The organism is Herminiimonas glaciei (assembly GCF_042664955.1).
Lineage (GTDB): Bacteria > Pseudomonadota > Gammaproteobacteria > Burkholderiales > Burkholderiaceae_D > Oxalicibacterium > Oxalicibacterium glaciei.
In genome coordinates, this window is record NZ_JBHTBU010000001.1 from 2,172,756 (window position 1) to 2,196,468 (window position 23,713).

The 23,713-nt window shown below is 55.3% G+C and carries 24 protein-coding genes; 12 read left to right on the plus strand and 12 right to left on the minus strand.

Features of this window, described 5'->3' with window-relative positions; all coding sequences use genetic code 11:
* Positions 1-28 precede the first annotated feature (28 nt).
* Both pbpG and ACFQPC_RS09785 read right to left on the minus strand, forming a co-directional pair.
* On the minus strand, positions 29-1,246 hold the full coding sequence (gene pbpG / locus ACFQPC_RS09780) for a D-alanyl-D-alanine endopeptidase (RefSeq protein WP_382271667.1): 1,218 nt from the start codon (positions 1,244-1,246) through the stop codon (positions 29-31).
* Between the two features lie 227 nt (positions 1,247-1,473).
* On the minus strand, positions 1,474-2,358 hold the full coding sequence (locus ACFQPC_RS09785) for a DMT family transporter (RefSeq protein WP_382271668.1): 885 nt from the start codon (positions 2,356-2,358) through the stop codon (positions 1,474-1,476).
* A 238-nt stretch (positions 2,359-2,596) separates the two neighbouring features.
* Here ACFQPC_RS09785 and ACFQPC_RS09790 point away from each other — a divergent pair, with 238 nt between their 5' ends.
* Positions 2,597-3,163, plus strand: a complete 567-nt coding sequence (locus tag ACFQPC_RS09790; RefSeq protein ID WP_382271669.1) for a phasin family protein — start codon at positions 2,597-2,599, stop codon at positions 3,161-3,163.
* Between the two features lie 105 nt (positions 3,164-3,268).
* Here the strand turns inward: ACFQPC_RS09790 and ACFQPC_RS09795 are convergent, their stop codons facing one another.
* Entirely contained in the window at positions 3,269-4,906 is a 1,638-nt protein-coding gene (locus tag ACFQPC_RS09795; protein ID WP_382271900.1) for an ABC transporter permease, read from the minus strand.
* A 104-nt stretch (positions 4,907-5,010) separates the two neighbouring features.
* On the opposite strand from ACFQPC_RS09795, the gene ACFQPC_RS09800 reads away from it, so the two are divergent.
* Positions 5,011-6,096 (plus strand): ABC transporter ATP-binding protein, encoded by a 1,086-nt coding sequence (locus tag ACFQPC_RS09800; RefSeq protein ID WP_382271670.1) that lies wholly within the window; start codon positions 5,011-5,013, stop codon positions 6,094-6,096.
* 16 nt (positions 6,097-6,112) lie between these two features.
* Here the strand turns inward: ACFQPC_RS09800 and ACFQPC_RS09805 are convergent, their stop codons facing one another.
* Together ACFQPC_RS09805 and ACFQPC_RS09810 are read right to left on the minus strand one after the other, a co-directional pair.
* Positions 6,113-6,913 carry a competence/damage-inducible protein A gene (locus ACFQPC_RS09805; RefSeq protein WP_382271671.1) on the minus strand — a complete coding sequence of 267 codons (801 nt, stop codon included), beginning with the start codon at positions 6,911-6,913 and terminating at the stop codon, positions 6,113-6,115.
* A gap of 16 nt (positions 6,914-6,929) precedes the next feature.
* On the minus strand, positions 6,930-7,850 hold the full coding sequence (locus ACFQPC_RS09810) for an EI24 domain-containing protein (protein ID WP_382271901.1): 921 nt from the start codon (positions 7,848-7,850) through the stop codon (positions 6,930-6,932).
* Positions 7,851-8,036: 186 nt separating this feature from the next.
* Between ACFQPC_RS09810 and ACFQPC_RS09815 the strand changes: the two genes are divergently transcribed.
* Both ACFQPC_RS09815 and ACFQPC_RS09820 read left to right on the plus strand, forming a co-directional pair.
* The gene (locus ACFQPC_RS09815) at positions 8,037-8,393 is read left to right on the plus strand and encodes an FKBP-type peptidyl-prolyl cis-trans isomerase (RefSeq protein WP_382271672.1); all 357 of its coding nucleotides are present in this window, start codon (positions 8,037-8,039) and stop codon (positions 8,391-8,393) included.
* Positions 8,394-8,454: 61 nt separating this feature from the next.
* Positions 8,455-8,709 carry an acyl-CoA-binding protein gene (locus tag ACFQPC_RS09820; RefSeq protein ID WP_382271673.1) on the plus strand — a complete coding sequence of 85 codons (255 nt, stop codon included), beginning with the start codon at positions 8,455-8,457 and terminating at the stop codon, positions 8,707-8,709.
* A gap of 58 nt (positions 8,710-8,767) precedes the next feature.
* Here the strand turns inward: ACFQPC_RS09820 and ACFQPC_RS09825 are convergent, their stop codons facing one another.
* From ACFQPC_RS09825 to ACFQPC_RS09835, 3 genes are read right to left on the minus strand one after another with little or no spacing between them, the layout of a single operon-like run.
* On the minus strand, positions 8,768-9,052 hold the full coding sequence (locus tag ACFQPC_RS09825; protein ID WP_382271674.1) for a polyhydroxyalkanoic acid system family protein: 285 nt from the start codon (positions 9,050-9,052) through the stop codon (positions 8,768-8,770).
* A gap of 4 nt (positions 9,053-9,056) precedes the next feature.
* Positions 9,057-10,040 (minus strand): 2-hydroxyacid dehydrogenase, encoded by a 984-nt coding sequence (locus ACFQPC_RS09830; RefSeq protein WP_382271675.1) that lies wholly within the window; start codon positions 10,038-10,040, stop codon positions 9,057-9,059.
* A 10-nt stretch (positions 10,041-10,050) separates the two neighbouring features.
* Positions 10,051-11,457 carry a sodium:proton antiporter gene (locus tag ACFQPC_RS09835; protein WP_382271676.1) on the minus strand — a complete coding sequence of 469 codons (1,407 nt, stop codon included), beginning with the start codon at positions 11,455-11,457 and terminating at the stop codon, positions 10,051-10,053.
* Positions 11,458-11,732: 275 nt separating this feature from the next.
* Here ACFQPC_RS09835 and fdxA point away from each other — a divergent pair, with 275 nt between their 5' ends.
* From fdxA to ACFQPC_RS09870, 7 genes are all read left to right on the plus strand, one after another.
* Positions 11,733-12,056 (plus strand): ferredoxin FdxA, encoded by a 324-nt coding sequence (fdxA, locus tag ACFQPC_RS09840; RefSeq protein WP_012078583.1) that lies wholly within the window; start codon positions 11,733-11,735, stop codon positions 12,054-12,056.
* A 232-nt stretch (positions 12,057-12,288) separates the two neighbouring features.
* Positions 12,289-13,524 (plus strand): polyhydroxyalkanoate depolymerase, encoded by a 1,236-nt coding sequence (locus tag ACFQPC_RS09845; RefSeq protein WP_382271677.1) that lies wholly within the window; start codon positions 12,289-12,291, stop codon positions 13,522-13,524.
* A 113-nt stretch (positions 13,525-13,637) separates the two neighbouring features.
* On the plus strand, positions 13,638-14,330 hold the full coding sequence (gene rsxB, locus ACFQPC_RS09850; protein WP_382271678.1) for an electron transport complex subunit RsxB: 693 nt from the start codon (positions 13,638-13,640) through the stop codon (positions 14,328-14,330).
* Positions 14,331-14,981: an endonuclease III gene (gene nth / locus ACFQPC_RS09855; RefSeq protein WP_382271679.1), complete on the plus strand. Its 651-nt coding sequence runs from the start codon at positions 14,331-14,333 to the stop codon at positions 14,979-14,981. It abuts the gene before it with no gap.
* A gap of 113 nt (positions 14,982-15,094) precedes the next feature.
* Positions 15,095-15,613, plus strand: a complete 519-nt coding sequence (locus ACFQPC_RS09860) for a sigma-70 family RNA polymerase sigma factor (RefSeq protein ID WP_382271680.1) — start codon at positions 15,095-15,097, stop codon at positions 15,611-15,613.
* Between the two features lies 1 nt (position 15,614).
* On the plus strand, positions 15,615-16,616 hold the full coding sequence (locus ACFQPC_RS09865) for a FecR domain-containing protein (RefSeq protein ID WP_382271681.1): 1,002 nt from the start codon (positions 15,615-15,617) through the stop codon (positions 16,614-16,616).
* A gap of 215 nt (positions 16,617-16,831) precedes the next feature.
* Positions 16,832-19,327 (plus strand): TonB-dependent siderophore receptor, encoded by a 2,496-nt coding sequence (locus ACFQPC_RS09870; protein WP_382271682.1) that lies wholly within the window; start codon positions 16,832-16,834, stop codon positions 19,325-19,327.
* Between the two features lie 114 nt (positions 19,328-19,441).
* Here the strand turns inward: ACFQPC_RS09870 and ACFQPC_RS09875 are convergent, their stop codons facing one another.
* A complete protein-coding gene (locus ACFQPC_RS09875; RefSeq protein ID WP_382271683.1) occupies positions 19,442-20,059 on the minus strand; it encodes a malonic semialdehyde reductase in 618 nt (205 codons plus the stop codon).
* Between the two features lie 135 nt (positions 20,060-20,194).
* Between ACFQPC_RS09875 and ACFQPC_RS09880 the strand changes: the two genes are divergently transcribed.
* Positions 20,195-20,617 (plus strand): DUF1841 family protein, encoded by a 423-nt coding sequence (locus ACFQPC_RS09880; protein WP_382271684.1) that lies wholly within the window; start codon positions 20,195-20,197, stop codon positions 20,615-20,617.
* A 63-nt stretch (positions 20,618-20,680) separates the two neighbouring features.
* Here ACFQPC_RS09880 and ACFQPC_RS09885 read toward each other — a convergent pair whose 3' ends face one another.
* The 3 genes from ACFQPC_RS09885 to ACFQPC_RS09895 all read right to left on the minus strand — a co-directional run bounded on the left by ACFQPC_RS09885 (position 20,681) and on the right by ACFQPC_RS09895 (position 23,677).
* Positions 20,681-21,034 (minus strand): c-type cytochrome, encoded by a 354-nt coding sequence (locus tag ACFQPC_RS09885; protein WP_012078577.1) that lies wholly within the window; start codon positions 21,032-21,034, stop codon positions 20,681-20,683.
* Positions 21,035-21,046: 12 nt separating this feature from the next.
* Entirely contained in the window at positions 21,047-21,367 is a 321-nt protein-coding gene (locus ACFQPC_RS09890; protein ID WP_012078576.1) for a c-type cytochrome, read from the minus strand.
* 171 nt (positions 21,368-21,538) lie between these two features.
* Positions 21,539-23,677 carry a site-specific recombinase gene (locus ACFQPC_RS09895; protein WP_382271685.1) on the minus strand — a complete coding sequence of 713 codons (2,139 nt, stop codon included), beginning with the start codon at positions 23,675-23,677 and terminating at the stop codon, positions 21,539-21,541.
* Positions 23,678-23,713 lie beyond the last annotated feature (36 nt).

Below are 23,713 nucleotides of genomic sequence, written 5' to 3' on the forward strand. Positions count from 1 at the left end.
AAATTTAGATAGTTCTTTAAACCAAAGATCAGCTCTCAACCGCTCTGCGCTTGCCCGCAATATTTTGCGGGTGCTGGGTTTCCAGCCATTTGCGTATACGCGCTGCGTCACCGAGACGGGAGAGCTTGCCCTTGGAATCCAGGAAGATCATGACGATAGGACGACCATTGATATTGGCTTGCATCACGAGGCAGCGACCTGCTTCAGAGATGTAGCCCGTCTTCTGGATACCGATTTCCCAATCAGGATTATTGACCAGACGATTCGAGTTTGCGTATTGCAGGGCACGACCACCTGGCTCAACTACATATTTGGTATCGGTCGAATACTGGCGCAGTATCGAGTGATTGGAAGCTGCGATCACCAGCTTGGCCAGGTCGGCAGCGCTTGCCACGTTGTTGCTGGACAGGCCGGTCGAATCTACATAGTGGGTACCGTTCATGCCGAGCGTACGTGCTTTTGCATTCATCGCCGCAACGAAGGCGCGGATGCCGCCCGGATAGTGACGACCCAGCGCCGATGCCGCGCGGTTTTCCGAACTCATCAGTGCGATGTGCAGCATGTTTGCACGTGACAATTGCGAACCTACTCGCAGGCGCGACGAACTATTCTTTTCGCGATCGATATCTTCTTCGGTCACTTCCAGGATTTCATTCATATCCTGCTGTGCTTCGACCACAACCAGGCCGGTCATCAGTTTGGTGATCGATGCAATCGGCAAAGTCACGTTGGCATTTTTTTCAAACAGCACAGCCGATGTCGATTGATCCAGTACCAGTGCGACGTTCGATGCGAGTGCCAGCGAATCGCGCGTCATGTTGAGGCCGGCGATATCGCCTGCAGTCAGCACCGGTGGCACCACCGTCATTACGGGTTTCGCTACGCGTTGGTAGATGACTTGCTTTTTGCCGCGCACGACGACTTCTTTCTTTACCAGCTTTTCATTGCTGTTAAGGGAAGTGGTGGTGCGTGCCTGTTTGGAGTTTTTGCCGGAAGCAGCTGCTTGTTTGCTGCCGGCCTTGCCTGATTTGCTTGCGCTTTTTGCTGGAGCTGCGCTCTTCTTGCTGTTCGCAGCTTTTTTGGTGCTGGTAGTTTTTTTGGCCGCGGCTTTGGATGGCGTAGCCGATCCAGCTTTCTTCGCAGTCGACTTTTTAGCCGTGGCAGAGCTCGGCTCTTTAGCCAGCGCCGTGGGGGCGTTGAAAACGACAAATAATGAAAAAAATATCCCCAGCGCGGACTTAAGCATCTGCGACTCCCCAAAACGTACGATGAAATATGGCTTGCAGTTTAGCAAATATCGGAAAATGTGCAAGATAATTAGATAGTTAGCTGTTTTCATTAATCTATTTTCTAACTAACGATATCTTTTTTCTCACACTATTGGTGCATTTTTCCATCGAAAAACGCTGGAAAAACACCGGATTTTATTTCCGCAAACCAATATCCGTCATAGGGAGAAAAGCCCTGCCGGGCTCACTTTTTCACGACAAACGCCACCCCTATCACAGCAAGCAGCATGCCCGCGATGCCGACCAGGCTAAACACCTCGCCAAACGCCACCCAGGCCATCAAAGCCGTGGTTGGTGGCGTCAGATACAAAAGGCTGGTGACCTGGGTCGCTGCGCTTTTCCGTATCAAAGCGAACAGCAGGAAGATTGCACCTATCGACAGCGCAACCACGGACCATAGCAAGGCCCCGATAAAACTCGGGGTCCACTGCACGCCCTGCAAGGCCGGTGAAAAATCTTCGAAGTAAATTGCAAACGGTACGACCACCGCACAGGATGCCGCGAACTGGATGATGGTGCCGGTACGCAGGTCAAAGTGCGGACAATAACGCTTCTGGTACATGGTACCTATCGTGATCGACAGCAAAGCCATCACGCACAGCGCAATGCTTTCCCAGGTCAGGCCGATTACCGTGATCTTGTTGGCGACTACCAGCGCGACGCCGCACAGGCCGAAGATCAAACCTATCCATTGGCGCGGCCGTACCCGCTCCCCTATCAAGGGTGCGGCAAAGGCGGTCAGTACCGGCTGCATGCCGACGATCAGCGCCGATAAACCGGCCGGCATGCCGAGCTTGATCGCGCACCAGACGCCGGCCAGGTAACCGGCTTGCACCAGGATGCCGGCCACCGCGATATGCCGCATGGTTCCGACCGGCCATGGCGCACGCAATAACAACACCAGCGGCAGCAGGATGATCAGTACGCCTATGAAGCGCAAGGCAAGGAAGGTCAGCGGCGGGGCATAGGGCAAACCGAATTTCGCCACGATGAAACCCGTACTCCAGATCAGTACGAAGAAAAACGGCATGGCGGCCAGCCAGGGGCTACTACGTGCATCTGTGGACATTTCTACTCTCTGTGCGGCGTCTATGTGCGCCTGCATTATCTTTGTCGCCGTTTTCCCTCGAGAAACGGCCTCTCTGCAGCGGGAAACCACTGTTTCCGGCTTGAATATTTATTTTGTGCAACGCAACAAAAAAGACTTGACAGGCTATTTGCAATGCCTAAAAATAAGTCATGCTGCAACGCACAACAGAATTTTAACCCATGTAGTGAGATATGCCCTTCATATAAAGGAGTAACCCATGTTTACTATCCCGGAACAGTTTTCCGCCGCCACCAAGCATCAATTCGAATCCCAGCTGGCGATCCTGAACTCGCTGACCAGCACCGCTTTCGATAGCGTACAGAAAATCGTCGACCTCAACCTGAATGCAGCCAAAAGCTCGTTGCAGGAATCCAGCGCTGCCGCACAAAAACTGGCAACCGCCAAAGATCCACAAGAATTCTTTTCGCTGAGCGCCGCACATGCGCAGCCGAATGCTGAGAAAGCACTGGCTTACGGCCGTCACCTGGCAAGCATTGCCAGCAGCACGCAAGCCGAGTTTACCAAAGCAGCAGAAACCCAAATCGCTGAAACCAATCGCAAGGTATTGTCGCTGATTGATGAACTGAGCAAGAACGCACCGGCCGGTTCGGAAAATGCAATCTCCATCCTGAAATCGGCTATCGGCAATGCCAGCGCCGGTTACGATCAATTGTCGAAAACCACCAAGCAGGCAGTTGAAGCTTTGGAAGGTAATTTGAATGCGGCTGCCAATCAGTTTGTCAGCGCCGCTGAAAAAACCACTACACGCTCACGCAAATCGTAAGTCGTCACCGAGTCTCCTCACTGGCCGCAGACTCACACTGCAGCGCCACTTCAATGCCCCCTTCTGCGGGGCATTTTTTTATCCTGCTATTCCTTGCGCTTTCCTTCAGCGCCGGCCGACCGCAATCGCACGCGCAAGGATGATGACCGGCACAATGGCGATCATCACGATGGTCAATGCAGGTAGCGCCGCTTCACCCAGGCGCTCATCAGATGCCAGCTGATGCGTGATCACGGCCAGCGTATCAAAATTAAAAGGCCGTATCGTCAGCGTCGCCGGCAACTCCTTGACCACATCGACAAACACCAGCAAACCCGCAGTCAACACACTGCGCCACAGCAAAGGCATATGGATGCGCATCAACATCGCGCCCAGCCCATCACCCAGACTACGCGCGCTGGCATCCATCGCCGGTGTGATCTTCAGCAAACCGGCTTGCACCGTCTGGAAAGAAACCGCGAGGAAGCGCACCAGGTAGGCATACACTAGGGCAATCACACTGCCACTCAAGACCAGTGCCACGCCATGTTGCGCATTCCAGTTATCGAGATAAGACAAGGGAATCAGGATGCCAACGGCAATCACCGCCCCCGGAATCGCATAACCCATGCTGACGATGCGGTTACAGACCGCTTGCACCTTGCTGTTGGACACACGTGCCGCATACGCCAGCAAGATGCAAATCGCGACTGCGATCAAAGCCGTCACACCGCCGAGCACGATAGTGTTTTTGAACCAGCCGATATAACGTGTACTGAAGCTGATGACTTCTTCCTGCCACAACAGGTGCAACAGGATAGACAGCGGCGCGAAGAAGCCGAGGACCACAGGCAAGGCGCAGAAAGCCGTCGCCGCCCAGCCCTGCCGACCTTGCAGCGTTGTCAGTCTTTGTGCCGCACTACGCGCACCCACCGCGTAGTAACGTGCGCGCCCGCGACTCTTTTGTTCCATCAGCATCAAAGCCATCACTGCCAGCAGGAGTACGCCGGCGATTTGTGCTGCGGCATTGCGATCAGAAAAGATGTACCAGGATTTATATATCCCGGTCGTCAGTGTCGGCACACCGAAGTAAGCAACCGCACCGTAATCTGCCAGCGTTTCCATCAGCGCCAGCGCAATCCCGGCGACGGCAGCAGGCCGCGCCAACGGCAGGCTGACCTGGAAGAAAGCTTGCCACGGACTCGCACCCAGTGTGCGCGCCGCATCCCACATACGCGGACTGCGTTCTATGAAAGCATTGCGCGCCAGCAGGTAGACATACGGATACAGGACAAAGGCGAATAGCAAACCAGCGCCGCCGACCGAACGAATTTGCGGGAACCAGTAAGTCGGCTCCTGCCAGCCAAACAAGGCGCGCAAGCCGCTTTGCACCGGGCCGGTGAATTGCAGGAAATCGGTGTAGGCATACGCGACCACATACGCCGGCATCGCCAGCGGCAGGATCAGCGCCCACTCAAAGAATTTTTTACCGGGAAAATTGAAGACGGCGACCAGCCAGGCACAGCCTACACCCAGCACCGCGGTCAGTACGGTGACAATCAGGGCCAGCAACACGCTGTTGCCTATGTACTCCGGCAATACCGTCGCCCACAGGTGCGCGAAGGTGCTGAGTTCGGCGCCAGTACCACCGGACAACAGGTTGGACAGCACACCGGCGACCGGCATGCCGACCAGCACGGCGATCGCAAGCGTAACCAACAGCAAGGGATGCAGTGATCCGCTTTGTCCTTTATGCACGCAAATGACCCTGTATATAAAAAAGCATGAATACGCCGCGATGAGCGAAACGAGAATTATAATCAATAGCCCATTTCACCCAGCCAATTATTTCCGGGACACTGTGCCTCATGTCAGCCATTCCTCCTCCGTCAGCGCATTTACAGGTTGAAACGATCCGTGTCGGTTACCAGCTCGGCGCACATATGCATGAAATCGTGCACAGCTTGTCCTTCGCCTTGCAACGTGGCGAAATCGGCTGCCTGCTCGGGCAATCGGGGTGTGGCAAGACGACAGTGCTGCGCGCCATTGCGGGATTTGAATCACTGATCGCAGGCCGCATCGCACTCGGTGGCAAGGAACTCAGCAACGCACAGCACACGACTGTGCCGGAAGCACGTCATGTCGGCGTGGTATTCCAGGACTACGCGCTCTTCCCCCATTTATCCGTCAGTGACAACATCGGCTTCGGCTTGCGCAAGCTGGGGGCCAGCGAACGCAATGTACGGATTAAGAAATTACTGGAACTGGTCGGATTGCAGGCGCAGGAAAAGAAATTCCCGCATGAGCTGTCCGGCGGCCAGCAACAACGCGTGGCATTGGCACGCGCACTGGCGCCGCAACCGGATCTCCTGTTGCTGGATGAACCGTTCTCCAACCTTGATGTGGATTTGCGCGAGCGCCTCGCCAGTGAAGTGCGCGACATCCTGAAAGAAGTCGGCACCACTGCGGTACTGGTGACACATGACCAGCATGAAGCATTTGCCATCGCCGACCAGATCGGTGTGATGCAAAACGGCGTCATCGTGCAATGGGACCAGGCTTATAACCTCTACCATCGTCCGGCCAGCCGTTTCGTCGCTGACTTTATCGGGCAAGGTGTATTTGTATCCGGCACCGTGAATCAACATGATGTTGCGATAGAACTGGGAACCTTGCCGCTGTGCCAGGGCTTGCCGGTTTGTGACGTGGACGAACAAGGAGAAGTGGATGTCTTGCTACGCGCGGATGATGTGATTCATGACGACAGCAGTCCACTCAAGGCAGAAGTTGTACGCAAGGCTTTCCGCGGCGCGGAATTCCTCTACACCCTGAAGCTGCCCAGCGGCCAGCAATTGCTGGCGCTGGTGCCCTCACATCACGATCATGCATTGGGTGAACACATAGGCATACGCGTCGAAGCCGACCATGTCGTGACCTTCCCACGGCAAGACTAGGCTTGCCTGCCGGTCCTTACACGTGTTGTAGTTCCAGCTTGCGCTGTTCCAGCTCTGCCAGCAGTTTGTCAAAGGCCAGCGCGCCCTGCTCTGCATCACCCTTGACGCCCAACTCTATGTGTCGGCGCGTATTCGCGTCACCCACGCTAGGCAGGCTGAATACTTTCACCTGCGGGAATTCGCTCTCTATCTCTTCCATCAATGGCGTCAGTGCCGACTCCATCGCCTGATAGACCAATACCGATTTTTCAAAATGGGCGAACTGATGGAATAGATGCGGATAGTGGGTGTCGAGTATCCACGCTATCATCGGCCACGCCATCACCGGGAAGCCCGGCATGAAGTAATGTGCACCACCCTTGCCGTGATGGATCGCAAACCCCGGGATCTTGTTATACGGATTCGGCACGATTTCCGCACCTTGCGGGAATTCACCCATCTTCAGGCGATGCAGGTTTTCCGGCTTATTCAAATCAAACGGCACGTTCGCTTCCTGTGCCATTTCCAGCATGCGTTCCTGGATTTTTTGCTTCGCCTCCGGATGCAATTCGATAGGTACGCCCAGTGCCGCCGCAGCACATTGCCGAGTGTGGTCATCCGGCGTCGCGCCGATGCCGCCGCAACTGAAAACAATATCGTCAGTGGCAAAGGTACGCTTCAGGGTCGCGGTAATACGCGCCCTGTCATCACCCACCACTTCCGCCCAGGACAAGGACAAACCGCGTGCTGCCAGCAACTCCACGACTTTGGGGAAATGTTTGTCACTGCGTTTGCCGGAGAGGATTTCGTCGCCGATGATGATGAGTCCGAATGCCATGATCTTCCTTCTTGTCTCAGGTTTGCGGGTTCTGTGGGTTACCTGGCTTATCGTCGGCCGGCGGCGGCAATACGATGACAGCTTCGGCCGGGGTCGGTGCAATGGCCTGGGTGACAGCCTGTTCGGCGGCTTTTGCCGCAGCTTGTTGCGCGCGGTACTGCGTCAATGCATCCATACAGTAATGCTGGAACCACAAACCGCTGAAGATAAAGACCAGCACATACAACCAGATCGCACCGGCGGCCAGCACCGGGAAAAATATGACCGACAAGGCGCCACCCAGCCACAGCAAGGTCGGTGCAGCGCCCATCGCACCGGTAATCGCACCGATCACCAGCAACTGCCAGCGGTGGATGCGCAGGATAATTTTACGTTCCTCCGGATCGGCGTGATCGGCCAGTGCGTCATACGCCATCACCCGATACGTCAGCCAGCCCCACAACACGGGCTGGATCACGAAAGTCAAAGGAGGGATCAGTGACAGCGGCAACGTAATCAGCCACAGCACCAGGAAAATCGTGAAGGATGAGGTCGACATCCACAGGCTGCCGAAGAAAGTTCCGCCCTTGCGTGCTTCCAGGTCCTTGTAGCGCCGGCTGCCTACATGCTTGACGATGACCGGCATCGCCATCACGCCGACAAAGATGAGTGCCGTCAATATCATCAGCGGCAACAGTATCCACATCGCAATCAGCGGCACCACTACGGTCTTCAGTGCACCCAGGCCGAGCCACATGAGTAATTCATTGGTGACACGGAAGCCGTCATTTTCCACGAAGTAATTTTGCAGCCAGTCAATCATGGTTTGCAGGTAGAGCCACAAACCTATGCCCCACACAATGATAGACAGCACGAATGGAATCACGCTCAGCATCAGCATCCTGAAATGCAGCTGGGACAGCAAGGCTCGTCCGAAGGAGGTCAATACCTGGCGCATGGTGAAAATATCCTTAGAAAATCCGTTTGCAGCGGCTGGCAGCATGCCGATAGCCGGGCCAGCCATTTTACCGTGCCGGCCTGTCGCGCGCCTGCCGCCGCCCCGTCGTCAGCGCCAAGGCTGATAAAAGCAGGCTCACCTGCTACAATCTGCTGCACTTTCTGATCTTATTTTTAAAGGACCAACATGGCTACCACCTCGACCTCCTCCGGCCTGCAATACGAAGACAAAGTTGTCGGCGACGGCGCAGAAGCAACTGCAGGCGCGCACGTTACCGTGCATTACACCGGCTGGCTGCAAAACGACGACGGCAGCGCCGGCGCGAAATTCGATTCGAGCAAGGATCGCGGCGACCCGTTCCAATTCCCGCTCGGCGCCGGCCATGTCATCAAAGGCTGGGACGAAGGCGTACAAGGGATGAAAATCGGCGGTACCCGTACCCTGATCATCCCATCGTCGCTCGGCTACGGTGCACGCGGCGCAGGCGGCGTGATCCCGCCACACGCTACGCTGATTTTCGAAGTAGACCTGCTGGGCGTATAAAAGTCCGTATGGCGATGCCTGCATCGCCGGTTTGACTGTCAATTTTCGCAAAGGACTATGTATGAGCCTGCAAGAGCAATTCGATCAAGCACTAGCCGATTCCAAAACCTTGCCGGAACGTCCGGACAACCTGACGCTGCTGAAAATCTATGGCTTGTTCAAACAAGCCAGCGGTGGCGACGCGACCGGCGAGCAGCCTGCCATGACGGATTTCGTCGCCCGTGCCAAATGGGATGCATGGAATAACCTGAAAGGCGTCTCGCAAGACGATGCCAAGCAACAGTACATAGACCTGGTGAACGAGCTGAAAGGCTGATGCACCGCTCCAATAAAAAAGCCCCGTTAGTACGGGGCTTTTTTACGTGTGCCGCAACTTATGCTGCTTCGGCAAAATACTTCTTCATATTGCGCGCCACTTTTTCCTGCAACGGACCGGCGAAAGCCTTGAACAGGAAATCCAGCGTGATATCGATTTGCGCCTCTTTCTCGCGCAAGGCCAGTGTACCGGCCACGCCGCTGCGCTTGAACGACAAGGTGTCGCCATCCCACTGCGTCGTCATATCGAATTCCGCCGCCATCTTGTCTGCCACTTTTTGTGCTGCGTCTTTTGCCTGTTGCAGCGGAAGCTGATGCTCCTGCCTGATGCTGATATCTGCCATGTGCTTACTTCTTCGCTTTCACTTCCGGGTTGAGTAAATTCGGCGGTTGCTGGCCGCTCATCGCCGCCGCCAGGTTGGCCGATGCGCAATCAGCCATCGCCCTGCGGGTTTTTTCCGAGCCGCTGCCAATATGCGGTGTCAGCACCACATTCGACAAGGTGAGGAAATCCGGATGCAAGGCCGGTTCATTTTCGAATACGTCCAATCCCGCCGATGCAATGCGGTTTTCACGCAATGCCGCTATCAGCGCGACATCGTCGACGATGCCGCCACGCGCAATATTGACCAGCGTTGCAGTCGGCTTCATCAATGCCAGTTCTGCTGCACCTATGATGTGATGCGTCTGCGGCGAATATGGCAAGACCAGGATCAGGTGATCCGCACTGCGCAGCAATTCTTCCTTGCTGACATAGCGCGCATTGTTGGCATAGGCTTCCTGCTCCGGCGTCGCACGTGAGCGATTGTGATAAATCACATTCATGTCGAAACCGGTGGAGCGACGTGCAATCGCCTGCCCGATACGGCCCATGCCCAATATGCCGAGCGTCGCGCCATGGATGTCGGCACCGAGGAAGCTATCGAAGCGCCAGTGTTTCCAGTTGCCGGCGCGCAGCCAGTGTTCGGATTCACAGACCCGGCGCGCATTCGCCATCAGCAGGGTCCACGCATAATCGGCCGTGGTTTCATTCAGGACGTCAGGCGTGTTGGTCACCATCACACCGGCTGCAGTCGCTGCCGCCACATCGATATTGTTGTAGCCGACGGCGACGTTACAAATTGCCTTCAATTGCGGATTGGCGACGATGACATCTGCCGACATTTTTTCGCTGGCGGTAATCACTACTGCATCCTTGCCCTGCATTTTTTGCAGTAATTCGGCAGGAGAAAAAATCTTGTCTTCCTGATTCGATTCAACCTCGAACTGTTGCTGCAAGCGTTCAATCACGTCGGGAAACGTTGCGCGCGCGACGAGTACTTTCGCCTTCATATATCTCTCCTCAGGTGAAAAAAATGAACGTCATTAAAACGAATAAAGGTATCAGGATCGCACAAGACCAGGCCATGTATCCAAAGAAAGAAGGCATCTTGATACCACGCTCTTCGGCGATCGCCTTGACCATCATGTTCGGTGCATTACCGATGTAACTGTTTGCACCCATGAACACTGCGCCGCAGGAAATCGCGGCCAGGGTTGCACCCAATGTAGTCATCAGGGTCTGGGCATCGCCACCGGCCGTATTGAAGAAGACCAGATAAGTCGGCGCATTATCGAGGAAGGAAGACAGGATGCCGGTCGCCCAGAAATACATCGCATTGATCGGCTGGCCATTGCCATCGGTCACCGCCCGCACGATAGCGGAGAAAGCGCCGGATTCACCGGCGCGCAACATCGCAATCACCGGGATGATCGTGATGAAGATACCGGCAAACAGTTTGCCGACTTCCTGTATCGGTCCCCAGGAAAACTCGTTGCCGCTACGTGCGGTTTTCGGTGTCACCGCCAGCGACAGGAACACCACCGCGATCAGGGCGACGTCGCGCAACAGGTTTTGCAATTCAATCGTGTTGCCGACGAATACATACGAAATACCCGGTTTCCAGAAACCGCTCATCAATACCATCGCCACGATAATGCCGAGCAGGATGAAATTGATTTTTCCTTCGAAGCGGATCGCCGAGTCCGGCGTCGGGTCCAGCTCCGGCGGCTTCACTTCTTCACGCTTATGGTAGTAGTGGCTGTCCAGGACATAAAAAATAATCAGTAGCGCCACGCATACGAACAAGGTAGGTGCAAACAAGTGGCGTACGGTCCAGAAGAAATCCACGCCTTTCAGGAAACCCAGGAACAGGGGCGGGTCGCCCAGCGGCGTCAAGGCACCGCCGGCATTCGCCACCAGGAAGATAAAGAACACGACGATATGCGCACCGTGCTTGCGGTTATCGTTGGCGCGGATCAGCGGGCGGATCAGCAGCATCGCGGCACCGGTGGTTCCCATGAAGCTGGCGAGTACCGTGCCGATTGCCAGCAAGCCGGTATTGAGTGCGGGCGTCCCATGCAAATTACCGCGCACACAAATCCCGCCGGCAACCACAAACAGGGAAGTGATCAGGATCAGGAAAGGCAGGAACTCGGCGACAAAGGCATGTACCGCACCATGCACCGCGGTCGACGCGCCAAAGTAGTACGCACATGGCAGCAGGAAGGCGAGCGACCAGGCCAGTGTCAGCTTGCCGAAATGGTGATGCCAGAAACCAGGCGTCAGCAAGGGACAGAGTGCAATCGAAAGCAGCAGGCCGGCAAAAGGAATTCCCCACAAAATGGACAAGCCGCCGCCGTTTAATTCTGCCGCACCACATAGGGCCGGGCTCAGGGCAAGCATGCCGACGAAAAAATTTGCGCGCATGGGGACTCCGTATTGAGGGGATGCCATTTTAGCCCAGAAAAATTATGTCTACGCAGCAATGCCTGTCAGCACGGCAAGCGATGAAATATGTGCATCCGGCATGCACATAAGATGCCCTGCGCATTTGCTTATTTGGAATCGGTATAAGGGTGGTTTGTGGGAAACAGCGATTTGCCTTAAAATACAGGGCTTTCCGGCTGCGATCCGGCGGTATGAAATGCCGCACGCGACTGAGTAGCCGATGCTCAAATCAAATATTTACTGTTAGGACTGGTATGACCCACGTAGTGACCGAATCCTGCATTCTTTGCCGTTACACAGACTGCGTAGATGTGTGTCCGGTGGATTGCTTTCGCGAAGGCCCGAATTTCCTGTCTATCGACCCGGATGAATGTATCGACTGCGCAGTGTGCGTAGCTGAATGCCCTGTCAACGCCATCTTTGCCGAAGAAGACGTGCCGGCCGACCAGCAGGTATTCATCAAGCTCAACGTCGATTTGTCGCGCGAATGGCCATCGATCACCAAAACCAAACCACCTATGGCGGAAGCCGAAGAGTGGAAAGACAAAACAGACAAGCTGCAGTACCTGGCACGCTAAGCCGCTGCTGTTATCCTGCTAAAACGCCCTCTGGTTCGCCACAGGGCGTTTTTTATTATGCGTACCCTTGGTGTGCAGCAATAATGAGCAGCACATATTGCAGCAATAGCAACAAATCGAATTATTGCATCTGATATGCGTTGTTAAACGTAGAATAGTTATCAATGGTGCATTGCAATATAATAGCTTTGTCCTGACAATCAATTGACTAACGCCAACGAAAGAAGTCTCTATGCTTTATCAATTGCATGAGCTCAACCGCAGCCTGCTTAATCCCTTGATCCAATGGGCGGAAGCATCGTCCAAGCTGTTCAGCGATCCCGTTTCCCCCCTGGCTTACACGCCATTCGCACAACCGATCGCCGCCGGCTACGAGTTGATGTATCGCCTCGGCAAGGATTACGAAAAGCCACATTTCGACATCAGCTCGGTCAGCGTCAATGGCAAGGACGTCAAGATTATTGAAGAAGTGGCAGAAGAGAAATCCTTCTGTACGCTGCTGCATTTCAAGAAAGACATGAGCGCCAAGGCTTATGCCGCGCTCAAACAACCAACCATCCTGCTGGTCGCCCCGCTATCCGGACATCACGCCACATTGCTGCGCGATACCGTGCGCAGCCTGCTGGTCGAACACGATGTCTACATCACCGACTGGCGCGATGCGCGCATGGTGCCGCTGAGCGAAGGCCCGTTCCACCTGCATGACTACATCTACTACATCCAGGATTTCATCCGTCAACTCGGACCCAACCTGCATGTGATCTCGGTGTGCCAACCAACGGTACCGGTACTGGCGGCGATTTCGCTGATGGCCAGCGCGCGCGATGCGCACCTGCCGAAATCGATGACGATGATGGGCGGCCCTATTGACCCGCGCAAATCGCCAACGCAGGTGAATAACCTGGCGACAGAGAAGCCGTACTCATGGTTTGAAAACCAGGTCATACACAGCGTGCCGGCCAGCTATCCGGGCTTTGGCCGCAAGGTTTATCCGGGCTTCCTGCAACACGCGGGTTTCATCGCAATGAATCCGGGCCGCCATGCGCAAAGTCATTGGGACTTCTATATGCACTTGCGCGAAGGCGACAATGAATCTGCCGAAGAACACCGCAAGTTTTACGATGAATACAACGCGGTGCTGGATATGCCTGCCGAGTATTACCTCGAAACCATCAAAACCGTGTTCCAGGAACATCGCTTGCCGTTGGGTACCTGGGAAGTCGAAGGCAAGCTGGTCAAGCCGCAAGATATCAAGACCGTTGCACTGTTCACCATCGAAGGCGAACGTGACGACATTTCCGGTCTGGGCCAAACCCATGCGGCACAAGACTTGTGTTCCTCGATTGCCAAATCCAACAAACAGCAATTCACTGCACCGCAGTGTGGGCATTACGGTATCTTCTCCGGCCGCAAATGGCGCGAGATCATTTGCCCGAAAATTACCGACTTTATTGCGAAGCATTCTTAATTAGCACAGCCCGAAGATAAAAAATCGGGCTGTTCTTCCCTTCCTGCCGTTTTCTATTTGGCGCAGTCGCCCGGATAAGACGATAATCTTGTTTTATCCTTTACACGCCTGCTGTGTCACCACCTAGCCCAAAATCGCTCGCTGATCAGCTGGAAGATCTGCTACCCCAAACGCAATGTACGAAATGCGGCTATCCCGCATGCCGTCCGTATGCGCAAGCGATAGCCGACGGTAGCGCCAATTACAACCAATGCCCGCCCGGCGGCCTCGAAGGCGTTGCGCGTATGGCGCAATTGCTGGGCAAACCTGTCATCCCCATCAATCCGGTCAATGGCCATGAACGGCCGCGCCCAGTTGCCGTCATCGATGAGAGCCTGTGCATCGGTTGCACACTCTGCATCCAGGCCTGCCCGGTCGATGCCATCGTCGGCGCCGCCAAGCAAATGCATACCGTCGTCAACGATCTCTGTACCGGCTGCGATTTGTGCGTTGCACCCTGCCCGGTCGATTGCATTGCGATGGTCGATGTCACGCCCGGCAAAACCGGTTGGGATGCATGGTCACAGGCGCAGGCCGATGATGCGCGCGCGCGGCATGACTTCCGCACGCAGCGCCTGCAACGCGAAAAAGACGAGAACGATGCCCGCCTGGCCGCCAAGGCCGCAGCCAAACTGCAATCCGTGCAAGCTGAAACACCGGCCTCGGATGAAGAGAAAGCCGAACAAGCACGCAAGAAAGCCATTATCCAGGCCGCGATAGAACGTGCCCGCCTGAAAAAAGAACAAGCGGAAAAGGACGCCAAGTAAATGAATGCAGAAAAACGCCGCGAAATTTTCAACCGATTACGCGCTGCCAATCCGCACCCCACCACCGAACTCGAATACCAGACCCCGTTCCAGCTACTCATCGCTGTCTTGTTGTCGGCACAGGCGACCGACGTCTCGGTCAACAAGGCGACCCGCAAGCTGTATCCGCACGCCGGCACGCCCAAGAAAATTTATGCGCTCGGCGTCGACGGCCTGATTCCCTACATTCAAACCATAGGCCTGTACCGCACCAAGGCCAAGAACGTCATCGAAACCTGTCGCATCCTCATCGCCGAACATGGTGGTGAAGTACCGCGTACGCGTGAAGAACTGGAAGCATTGCCGGGTGTGGGCCGAAAAACCGCCAACGTGGTGATGAACACCGCATTCGGCGAACCGACGATTGCCGTCGATACGCATATCTTCCGCGTCTCGAACCGCACCGGCCTGGCACCGGGCAAGAACGTCGATATCGTCGAGCAGAAGTTGATGAAATTTGTCGCACCGGAATTCCAGCAAGATGCCCATCACTGGCTGATCCTGCACGGACGTTACACCTGTATCGCCCGCACGCCGAAATGCTGGAACTGCGTAATTGCCGACTTGTGCGAATACAAGGCCAAGACACCGCTACCGGCCAAAGGCGTCTGACACCCCGCTTAGACCGGCAAGTCGCATTTCCACAACGCCGCACAGTCATTGATTGTCGGCGCAGCACTCCTCAGCTATTATGAGAACAATTCTCATTTAGATTGAGCTGTTCCATGCTTGCCGCCCCTCCTGCATCAGCAGATATCCAAACCCTATACGTCGATCATCATTCGTGGCTCTTACGCTGGCTGCAGCGACGCCTGCATGACGCCGGACTGGCCAGCGACCTCGCGCAAGACACCTTCGTCAAGATACTGGTCTCACGCAGCTGCAGCGAAATTATCCAGCCACGTCCTTTCCTCGCCACCGTTGCCAGCCGCCTGATTGCCAATCATTGTCGACGCGAAGAATTGGAGAGGGCATATCTGGATGCGCTATTGCATCTGCCGGAAGCCAGCTATCCATCGCCGGAAACCTTGTCTATCCTGGTCGAATCGCTGCAGTTGATAGATCGCGCGCTGGATAAACTGTCGAGCAAAGCGAGATCGGCTTTCCTGATGGCACACCTGGATGGCATGAGCTATGTCGAGATTGCGGAGCAACTTGATGTCAGTACACATTCGGTCAAAAAATACCTGAGCAAAGCCAACCTGCTCTGCTTCTTTGCCGTGCCTGACTTTGCTTCGCCCTGATATGCGCACTGCGACCAGCAATCAGTCGGGGCGCGTCTATGCCGATGGCCAGTTGATCGATATGGATATCGCGATGCAAGCCGCGGAATGGCTGACCACGCTGATGAGCGGACAGGTAACGTCGGCCGAGAAAAATGCGTGGACCAACTGGCGGCAATCGCATCCGGACCATGAGCGCGCATGGAAGCATATTGAAAAAGTCAGCGGCAACTTCCAGGGACTGGACAGCACTGCCAGCCGCCAGGTCCTGACGCAGCGCCCGATGACACGCCGCAAGGGCTTGAAGATGCTGTTGTGGCTATCCGGCACAGGCGTCATAGGCTGGACCGGTATGCGCACTGAAAGTGCACGCACCATGCTGGCAGACATTTCCACCGGCGTCGGCCAACGCCGTGAATTGACACTTGCCGATGGCAGCCAGCTGCATCTGAACAGCAGCAGTGCAGTCAACATCCGTTACAGCAATACGCAACGCCTGCTGCAATTGGTGAAAGGCGAATTGTTTGTCGCAACCGCACAGGAAGCGGAGCAAGCGTATCGCCCCTTCCTGGTGGAAACCAACCATGGACAAGCCCTCGCACTCGGCACGCGCTACTCGGTCAGGCAGGATGGTCAATTCACCACCGTCGCCGTGCAGCAGGGCATGGTAAAGATCACACCACGCTCCGGCAGTGCCAGCGTCATTATCAATGCCGGACAAAGTGCCACCATGGATGCCGAGCGCGCGGATGCGGCGCAAAGCGTATCCGCCAATGCCTGGGGCTGGATGCGCGGACAAATCCTGGCGGATGGCATGCCCTTGCGCGACTTCCTGAACGAACTGAGCCGCTATCGCCACGGCTTCCTCGGCTGCGATGATGCGATTGCCGATCTGCGTATTTCCGGTGTCTTCCCACTCGACGATACCGAAGCCGTACTGCTGTCCATCGCCAATTCATTGCCGGTACGCATACGTTTCCGCACCCGCTACTGGGTACAGGTGGAAGCGGCACAGGAAAGCTAAGTAATCCCGCCAATCTTCATCCTAAAGCGCGATGCTGGCCGGCATCCTGCGTCATACGCCAGTCCCGATGCCAGGGCGGCAGCCGAAACGCCCTGCTGCCTGCATCCACCCGCAAATGAAATTTCATCCGAATACAAAAAAACATTACCCGTTTCCGATTCTGACGTGACCTGTGTATGCAAAGTCTTTTTCGATTACTTCAATACAAGGTAACCATGTCAGCCAATATTTACGCCACCAGCCGGGGCATTAAACGCAAGCCCATGGCGTGTGCCATTCATTTGATCTTCGTCGGTTCAGTCTTCCTCCTGAACTCTCCTGCGCCCGCGCTGGCACAGGCCAGCGATAGCGTTGCACAGCAGGCGGCGCACAACTTCCGTGTAACAGCGGGTGAACTCGCTCCGGCGCTGCGCCAGGTTGCAAGCCAGGCCGGTGTCATCCTGAGTTTCACACCCGAGCAAACCAATGGCAAGACAACCGCCGGCGTCAACGGACGCCTGAACGTGCACGAAGCGCTCAATGGCATATTGCGCGGTACCGGCCTGAAGGCCGAGCGCGATGCAAATGGCAGCTATGTGCTGCGTACAGCCAGCAGTGATGCACCATCCGTGTTGCCCGAAGTAACGGTAACGGCGCAGCAGGAGGCGACCGAAGGTTCCGGCTCTTATGTTTCGCGGATTCCGTTAAGTACCGCCACCCCGCTCGGCCTGTCATTGAAAGAGACGCCGCAATCGGTGAGCGTAATGACCAAACAGCGTATGGAAGACCAGGGGCTCACAACCATCCAGCAAGTGATGGCCCAAACGCCGGGTGTCACCTACTTCTCACTCGGTAGCGAACGCAGCGGTTTTTCTTCACGCGGCTATCCTATTACCAACTATCAGCTTGATGGCGTCAACACGCACTCGGAAAACCTGGGCTTGAATGCCTTGCCATCACAAAGCCTGGCGGATATGGCCCTGTATGACCGGATTGAAGTATTGCGTGGCGCGTCCGGCCTTATGACTGGAGCCGGTGATGCATCGGGCGCCATCAATATGGTACGCAAAAAACCTACTGCCGAATTCCAGGCCTCGGCCGAAGTTGAGGTCGGCTCATGGAATAACCGTCGCGGTATGCTCGATCTGTCCGCGCCACTCAACGAAGCTAAAACCGTACGCGGACGCCTGGTCTCGGTGTACCAGGATGGCGACAGCTACATCGATAACTACAGCCGCGATAAACAGGTGTTTTATGGTGTGGTCGAAGCCGATATAAGCTCACGTACCAAATTGACGACTGGTATCGAATACCAGCGCAACAAATCATATGGCTCACTTTCCTATCTCGGCTTCCCGCTGTTTTACAGCAATGGCGAGATGACAAATTTACCGCGCTCGTTCAGCCCGGCCGCCACATCCAATCAATTCTCCAGCGACTCCACCAATGTCTTCGTCACACTGGAACACGAATTGATCAACGACTGGAAATTGAAAATCTCGGCGAACCATTTGAGTTCATCCCAGGATGAACGCTCCGTCTACCTTGGCGTGGCTGATGGCTTCGCCGACAAGGTCACCGGAGACGGATTGCTGCTCAATGCCAACCGCCGCGCTTATGATTTAAAGTCGAACAGCGTAGACATCAATGTGCGTGGTCCGTTTACCTTGTTTGAGCGCAAGCATGAATTGGTCCTGGGAATGGACTACAACGATTTTGAAAGCAAAACAGACGGCAGTTTTGATTGGGGTATTCAAGGTACGCCGGCCAACCTGTACACCTGGAATCGTTCCGCATCGCCAGTCTTTGGCGATAGCTATGTAACCTATGACAGCACGCGGCGCCAGTCCAGCCTGTATGCTGCAGGCCGTTTTACGATCAGTGACAAACTCAAACTGATTGCCGGTGGCAAAGTCATGCGCTACAAGGAAAACTACATCACGGATGCGCCGACAATTCCGTACTACAGCGCTTCACCCGCATCCGAGAAACATGTCTTCACACCTTACGGTGGCCTGGTCTATGACATAGACGGTACCCATACCGTTTACGCCAGCTACTCCACCATCTTTCAACCACAGGCTTCGCAAGACCGCAACGGCACATTGCTCGCGCCACGTGAAGGCAGGAACCTGGAAGTCGGGCTCAAAAGCGGCTGGCTGGACGGACGCCTGAATACCGCAGTGTCCCTCTATGAAATCAGCCAGGATAACCTGGCCGAAGCAGATCCCGGCTACATGGTCCCGGGTACGACCAACGCTGCCTATCGCGCCATCAAGGGAGCGAAGACGCGCGGTGTAGACCTTGAAGTCAGCGGTGCCATCACGCCAAGCTGGAATGTATCGGCATCATGGACATATAGCGAAGCGGAAAATGCAGAAGGCAAAGCCATCCAAACCACCTTCCCGCATCAATTGGTCAAACTGTGGACTACCTATCGCCTGCCTGCCGATCTGAATCGGCTCACCATCGGCGGCGGCGTGAACTGGCAGAGCAAGGTTTATTCCAATATCAGTGCGTGGCAAATTGGACGCGATCTGTATTGGGAACAAAAAGCTTATGCAGTGGCGAACCTGATGGCGCGCTACGATTTCAGCGACAAGCTGACAGCGACGCTGAACGTCAACAATCTGTTCGATAAAAAATATACCGCTTCGGTATCAGACTGGTGGTACTCGGGCATGTATGGCACACCGCGCAGCGCGACCCTGAATCTCAGGTACAAATTCTGACGCCGGCCAGGGGCAGGCTTGTGCGCCCACCTTATTTATCTTGAACAACAAAAAGCCGGCTTTAACATCAGCCGGCTTTTTTACATCTGGATAAAAACCTGCAGTGCGACTTATTTACAAAACAATCGCGCACGCCGCCTCAAACGTCAGGCGCGGCAGGCGCGGTTTGATTTTTTCATGGTCGCCGTAACCGATGCTGCAAATGAAGTTGGCCTGCACCTTGGTACCGACAAAGAAAGCTTCATTCACCTTGGCTGCATCGAAGCCCGACATAGGACCGCAATCCAGCCCGATCGCACGTGCCGCCATGATGAAGTAAGCACCTTGCAGCGATGAGTTGCGGAAAGCCGTTTCTTCGGTCAGTTTTTCATTAGCTGCAAACAATGCCTGCGCATCCATGTGCGGGAACAATTGCGGCATCTTGCGCGGGAAGGCCATGTCCATGCCGATGATGGCGGTAATCGGTGCGGTCAATACTTTTTGCACATTGCCGGCGGAGACGCAGGCAGCCAGCTTTGCTTTGGCTTCCGGCGACTTAATGAAGGCGATACGGGCCGGTTGCGAATTCATCGAGGTCGGTGCCCATTTCATCAATTCGTAGATTTCACGCAACTGGCCGTTGGTCACTGGTTTATCTGTCCAGACGGTATTGGTATGGGCTTTGGTAAAGAGGGTATCGAGCGCTTCCTGGTTCAACATGGCGACTTCCATTTTCAGATTTTCAAAAGACATGCCCTGGTAAGGCAATATCGCTAATAGGCAATTAGGCGATATGTTATCCGAAACCCGGCCAGCAGTTCAGCGCCAAGCCACGTACAATTGCGGTCTGTACCCAATATCCGGCTTTTAAGCAGCTCCCGAATTCCAATGTTTACACCTTCACAACACGATGTACGCCGCTTTTTCTGCGAAACCTTCCGCAAGCAGCGTGCCAATGAAATCCTCACGCCGCTGGAAGCGATTGCGCGCGACTGGATCATCCAGCACCCGGAATACGCGGATGCGCTGACCGATGTCGAAGCCGCACTGGCACAGGATTACTCGGTAGAGTCGGGCCAGGCCAATCCTTTCCTGCACCTTTCGATGCACCTGTCGATTGCCGAACAAATCTCGATCGACCAGCCGCCCGGCATACGCGCCGCCTATACCGGCCTGGCGCGCCGCCTGGACTCGGAGCACGAAGCGCATCACCACATCATGGAATGCCTGGGTGAAATGATCTGGAGTTCGCAGCGCAGTGGCTTGCCGCCGGATGGAGCCGCCTATATCGAATGCATCAAGCGCCGCTGATCAGCCGGAGCTGAAATGAAAAAAGCCACGCTGAACGTGGCTTTTTTATTGGGTGCTGCCTGCTTACTTGCGCAGTACCAGATTGGTCGGCAGGCTGTGCAGATAAGCCGCGATATTTTCGATATCCTGGCTCGACAATTGTTTGGCCAGCGGTTCCATGATCGGATTGCTGCGACCATTCGACGCTTTATTGCCGCGCTTGTACGACACCAGTGCATGCTTCAGGTAATCCTTGTGCTGGCCGGCCAGGATAGGATAGGCCGGATCAATAGGGGTCTTGAAGTCAGCGCCGTGGCAGGATGCGCAATTGAATTTGGTGACTGCAGCCTTGCCTGCATCGATTTTGCTGTCAGCCGAAGCGTTCAGTGACACGGCTGCCGACAGGGAAAGGATCGCCAATGAGATGATTTTTTTCATGGTGGGCTCTCCTTATTTCTGCTGCGAGTAGTAGGCAGCGACGTCAGCGATGTCCTGATCCGACAGGCTCTCTGCGATACCGCGCATGGATGGATGATTACGGTCACCCTTTTTATATGCGTGCAAGGCAGCCGCAATATATTTATCCGACTGTCCACCTATCATCGGAACTTGGTATACCTCAGGAAACGTCGCCTTGTATCCCGGGATGCCATGGCATCCGATACACATCGACACCTTGTTGGCACCCGCCTTAGCGTCACCAACGATTTCCGCTGCGGTAGTGATGTGAGCCACACCCGCGAGCGCGAGAAGCGCAAATAGTTTTTTCATGATAGCTATGGATAAGTGAGACGAAACCTGCGGGTGGCGTGGCTGCGGACAGCTTTTTATATAGTGAAATTATTACTTCGCCACACCAAAACCGCTCGATTCTACCCCAAGACTGTGGGAGCGTCCACGCTCAATTCCTGCGGCGTGGACAGTATCCGACAAAGCACTTCCCTACTCGTCGCGAACCCGCACCGCTGCTTGCTCTTCGTCTTTTTCGACGGCGCTTTCAAGCGGTGCGGCAGGAGCAGCCGCCTCTGGCTGGGTCGGCCAGAAGAAGATATATGGCGTCAGGGTAAAACGCCGCAACATGGCGCGGAATACCAGGCGACGCACCCGTTTCGGCACGTCACGCGCACGCAATGCCAGGGTCAGTGCACAGCCGAATGCCACACCGACGTTGAGCAAACCGATAGCGACGATGCCGACGCAAGCCAGCCAGAATTCCGGCGTTGCCATGACTTGCCAGCCCAGCGTGGTAACTGCAGCCGCCAGCGTCGCGGTGGATAAGGTCACATGCCGCACATCCAGTGGCAAGCCAAAGAAATGTGCAATGACCGGCACCATACCGAGCAGGATGGCCAGGGACACGTTGGCGACGATGCCTGAGATATTGTGTTCCAGCCAGTCTGCCCAGCGCTGCGCTCTGCTCGCGCCCAGTGCATGCACCAGGCGACGATGATGTGCGATTGATTCCTTCAGGCGACGCAAGGCAAACCAGTTATCGGCAAAGCCGGAAATCAGGCTGGCCAGCCACAGCAGGATGCCGGTGAAGGCAGCGAACAAAGGTGTAACGCCGACGAAGGACAGCGAAGCGATACTGGCATGTGCCTTGTCTGCACTCATCACCGGTTTGCCGGTCATGTAAAGGAAGGCAAACGAGAGTCCGATGATGACAGGTGCAACCGCCAGCAAGTTACCGAACACAGCCGCAGCCTGCGAACGCAGCAAGGCCGCAATCTTGGCCAGCAACTCGCGCAAACCCTCCACCGTTTCCAGCTCGCCCATCTGCGCTGCCAGTGCCGGTGCCGTGACCGCCGGTTGCTTGGTCGCCAGCACGCCACCGATCGCCGTAATCAGCAAAAAACTCACTGCATAATTGATGGAAAGGAAGGCCCCCTCGAAGAATTGCGCCAGACCCAGACCGGTAATGCCGACCTTGGCCAGGGCGGTGAATGCCGTGATGAAACCACCGAGCAAGGCCGCTTTCAACATCGCACGATATTCAGTGCGATCACTGGCGATGTAATGCTCGCCGTGGCTGGCGTTACGCTCCACCATCTTGCGCGCCAGCAGTGAGAAGCTGCGATTGACGAGTTCACGTATCGACGAGCGGCGGTGATGGGCAACGATCAGATCCACCAGCACGGCCTGCACCTGGCCCGAACTCTCTTCCACATGCGAGGTATTACGCAAGTCCAGCAAACGTGCCACACGCGTCAACTGCGCGCGCATGCGTTCGACGTTATAAACGAGTCCGACTGACACACCGTATTCATCCAGATGTGCATAGATCTTGTCGGTCTGTGCCTGGCACACGGCAATCAGCATGCGCACGCTGCGCAGCGCACCTTCATCGCGCTCACTGGTCACCAGATAATTTTCCAGTTCGCGACGCAAAGCCATGAAAGGAGTTGCCAGCAAAGGCATGCGCGGTTCCAGGCGCTGGCGGAAGGCCGGACTGATGCCGATGGAAATCACCATAGTCACCAGATACAGCATGGCTTCATCTATCTGCTTGCGGTAACCATGCGCGATGCCATCATCAGCGCCCAGCTTCCACAGGCGCGACAGGGTCTGCGCATCCAGCTCCAGCAACCAGTCGGCATCTGATTCATCCGGGAACATCGCGGTGAACAGGGTCGATAAATCATGCTGGTTCAGTGGCGGTGGCAGTATGTGTTTGACTACCCGCTCCGACAGTTCGGAAAAGAAGGCAGATTCGCGTGGCAAGCCGGTCGCCGAAAATAATTCCGGACCGGTTGCTTCACGCAAGGTCTTGCGCAAGGTCGCTTGCACGGTCTGGCGTATATCGCGGTTTTCATCCAGCCAGTCCAGCATATAACGTATGCGCAGGGTCTTGATACGGCTCCACTCGGCTTCGTCCAGCAGCGACACCTTGGGTTCGCGTCGTATCCAGTCGGCCAGGTCTATCATCCAGTTGGCACGCATCTGCCATGACGCATTCTGATCGGCACGTCGTGCCAGTGGCTCGATTTGTTGCAGGTAGCGCGCATTATCGGCGTGGTGTTGCAAAGCGCCATGACGGAATCTGCGCCACACTGCGAAGATTCTAAGGAAAGAGATTTTCATTATATTTATTGTAAGGAGAAGCTATGCTGAAGCGTA

Excerpts from the sequence above, each read along its gene's own strand:
- pbpG (WP_382271667.1), bottom strand. The coding sequence starts at position 1,246 with ATGCTTAAGTCCGCGCTGGGGATATTTTTTTCATTATTTGTCGTTTTC.
- ACFQPC_RS09785 (WP_382271668.1), bottom strand. The coding sequence starts at position 2,358 with ATGTCCACAGATGCACGTAGTAGCCCCTGGCTGGCCGCCATGCCGTTT.
- ACFQPC_RS09790 (WP_382271669.1), top strand. The coding sequence starts at position 2,597 with ATGTTTACTATCCCGGAACAGTTTTCCGCCGCCACCAAGCATCAATTC.
- ACFQPC_RS09800 (WP_382271670.1), top strand. The coding sequence starts at position 5,011 with ATGTCAGCCATTCCTCCTCCGTCAGCGCATTTACAGGTTGAAACGATC.
- ACFQPC_RS09805 (WP_382271671.1), bottom strand. The coding sequence starts at position 6,913 with ATGGCATTCGGACTCATCATCATCGGCGACGAAATCCTCTCCGGCAAA.
- ACFQPC_RS09810 (WP_382271901.1), bottom strand. The coding sequence starts at position 7,850 with ATGCGCCAGGTATTGACCTCCTTCGGACGAGCCTTGCTGTCCCAGCTG.
- ACFQPC_RS09815 (WP_382271672.1), top strand. The coding sequence starts at position 8,037 with ATGGCTACCACCTCGACCTCCTCCGGCCTGCAATACGAAGACAAAGTT.
- ACFQPC_RS09820 (WP_382271673.1), top strand. The coding sequence starts at position 8,455 with ATGAGCCTGCAAGAGCAATTCGATCAAGCACTAGCCGATTCCAAAACC.
- ACFQPC_RS09825 (WP_382271674.1), bottom strand. The coding sequence starts at position 9,052 with ATGGCAGATATCAGCATCAGGCAGGAGCATCAGCTTCCGCTGCAACAG.
- ACFQPC_RS09830 (WP_382271675.1), bottom strand. The coding sequence starts at position 10,040 with ATGAAGGCGAAAGTACTCGTCGCGCGCGCAACGTTTCCCGACGTGATT.
- ACFQPC_RS09835 (WP_382271676.1), bottom strand. The coding sequence starts at position 11,457 with ATGCGCGCAAATTTTTTCGTCGGCATGCTTGCCCTGAGCCCGGCCCTA.
- fdxA (WP_012078583.1), top strand. The coding sequence starts at position 11,733 with ATGACCCACGTAGTGACCGAATCCTGCATTCTTTGCCGTTACACAGAC.
- ACFQPC_RS09845 (WP_382271677.1), top strand. The coding sequence starts at position 12,289 with ATGCTTTATCAATTGCATGAGCTCAACCGCAGCCTGCTTAATCCCTTG.
- nth (WP_382271679.1), top strand. The coding sequence starts at position 14,331 with ATGAATGCAGAAAAACGCCGCGAAATTTTCAACCGATTACGCGCTGCC.
- ACFQPC_RS09860 (WP_382271680.1), top strand. The coding sequence starts at position 15,095 with ATGCTTGCCGCCCCTCCTGCATCAGCAGATATCCAAACCCTATACGTC.
- ACFQPC_RS09865 (WP_382271681.1), top strand. The coding sequence starts at position 15,615 with ATGCGCACTGCGACCAGCAATCAGTCGGGGCGCGTCTATGCCGATGGC.
- ACFQPC_RS09870 (WP_382271682.1), top strand. The coding sequence starts at position 16,832 with ATGTCAGCCAATATTTACGCCACCAGCCGGGGCATTAAACGCAAGCCC.
- ACFQPC_RS09875 (WP_382271683.1), bottom strand. The coding sequence starts at position 20,059 with ATGTCTTTTGAAAATCTGAAAATGGAAGTCGCCATGTTGAACCAGGAA.
- ACFQPC_RS09880 (WP_382271684.1), top strand. The coding sequence starts at position 20,195 with ATGTTTACACCTTCACAACACGATGTACGCCGCTTTTTCTGCGAAACC.
- ACFQPC_RS09885 (WP_012078577.1), bottom strand. The coding sequence starts at position 21,034 with ATGAAAAAAATCATCTCATTGGCGATCCTTTCCCTGTCGGCAGCCGTG.
- ACFQPC_RS09890 (WP_012078576.1), bottom strand. The coding sequence starts at position 21,367 with ATGAAAAAACTATTTGCGCTTCTCGCGCTCGCGGGTGTGGCTCACATC.
- ACFQPC_RS09895 (WP_382271685.1), bottom strand. The coding sequence starts at position 23,677 with ATGAAAATCTCTTTCCTTAGAATCTTCGCAGTGTGGCGCAGATTCCGT.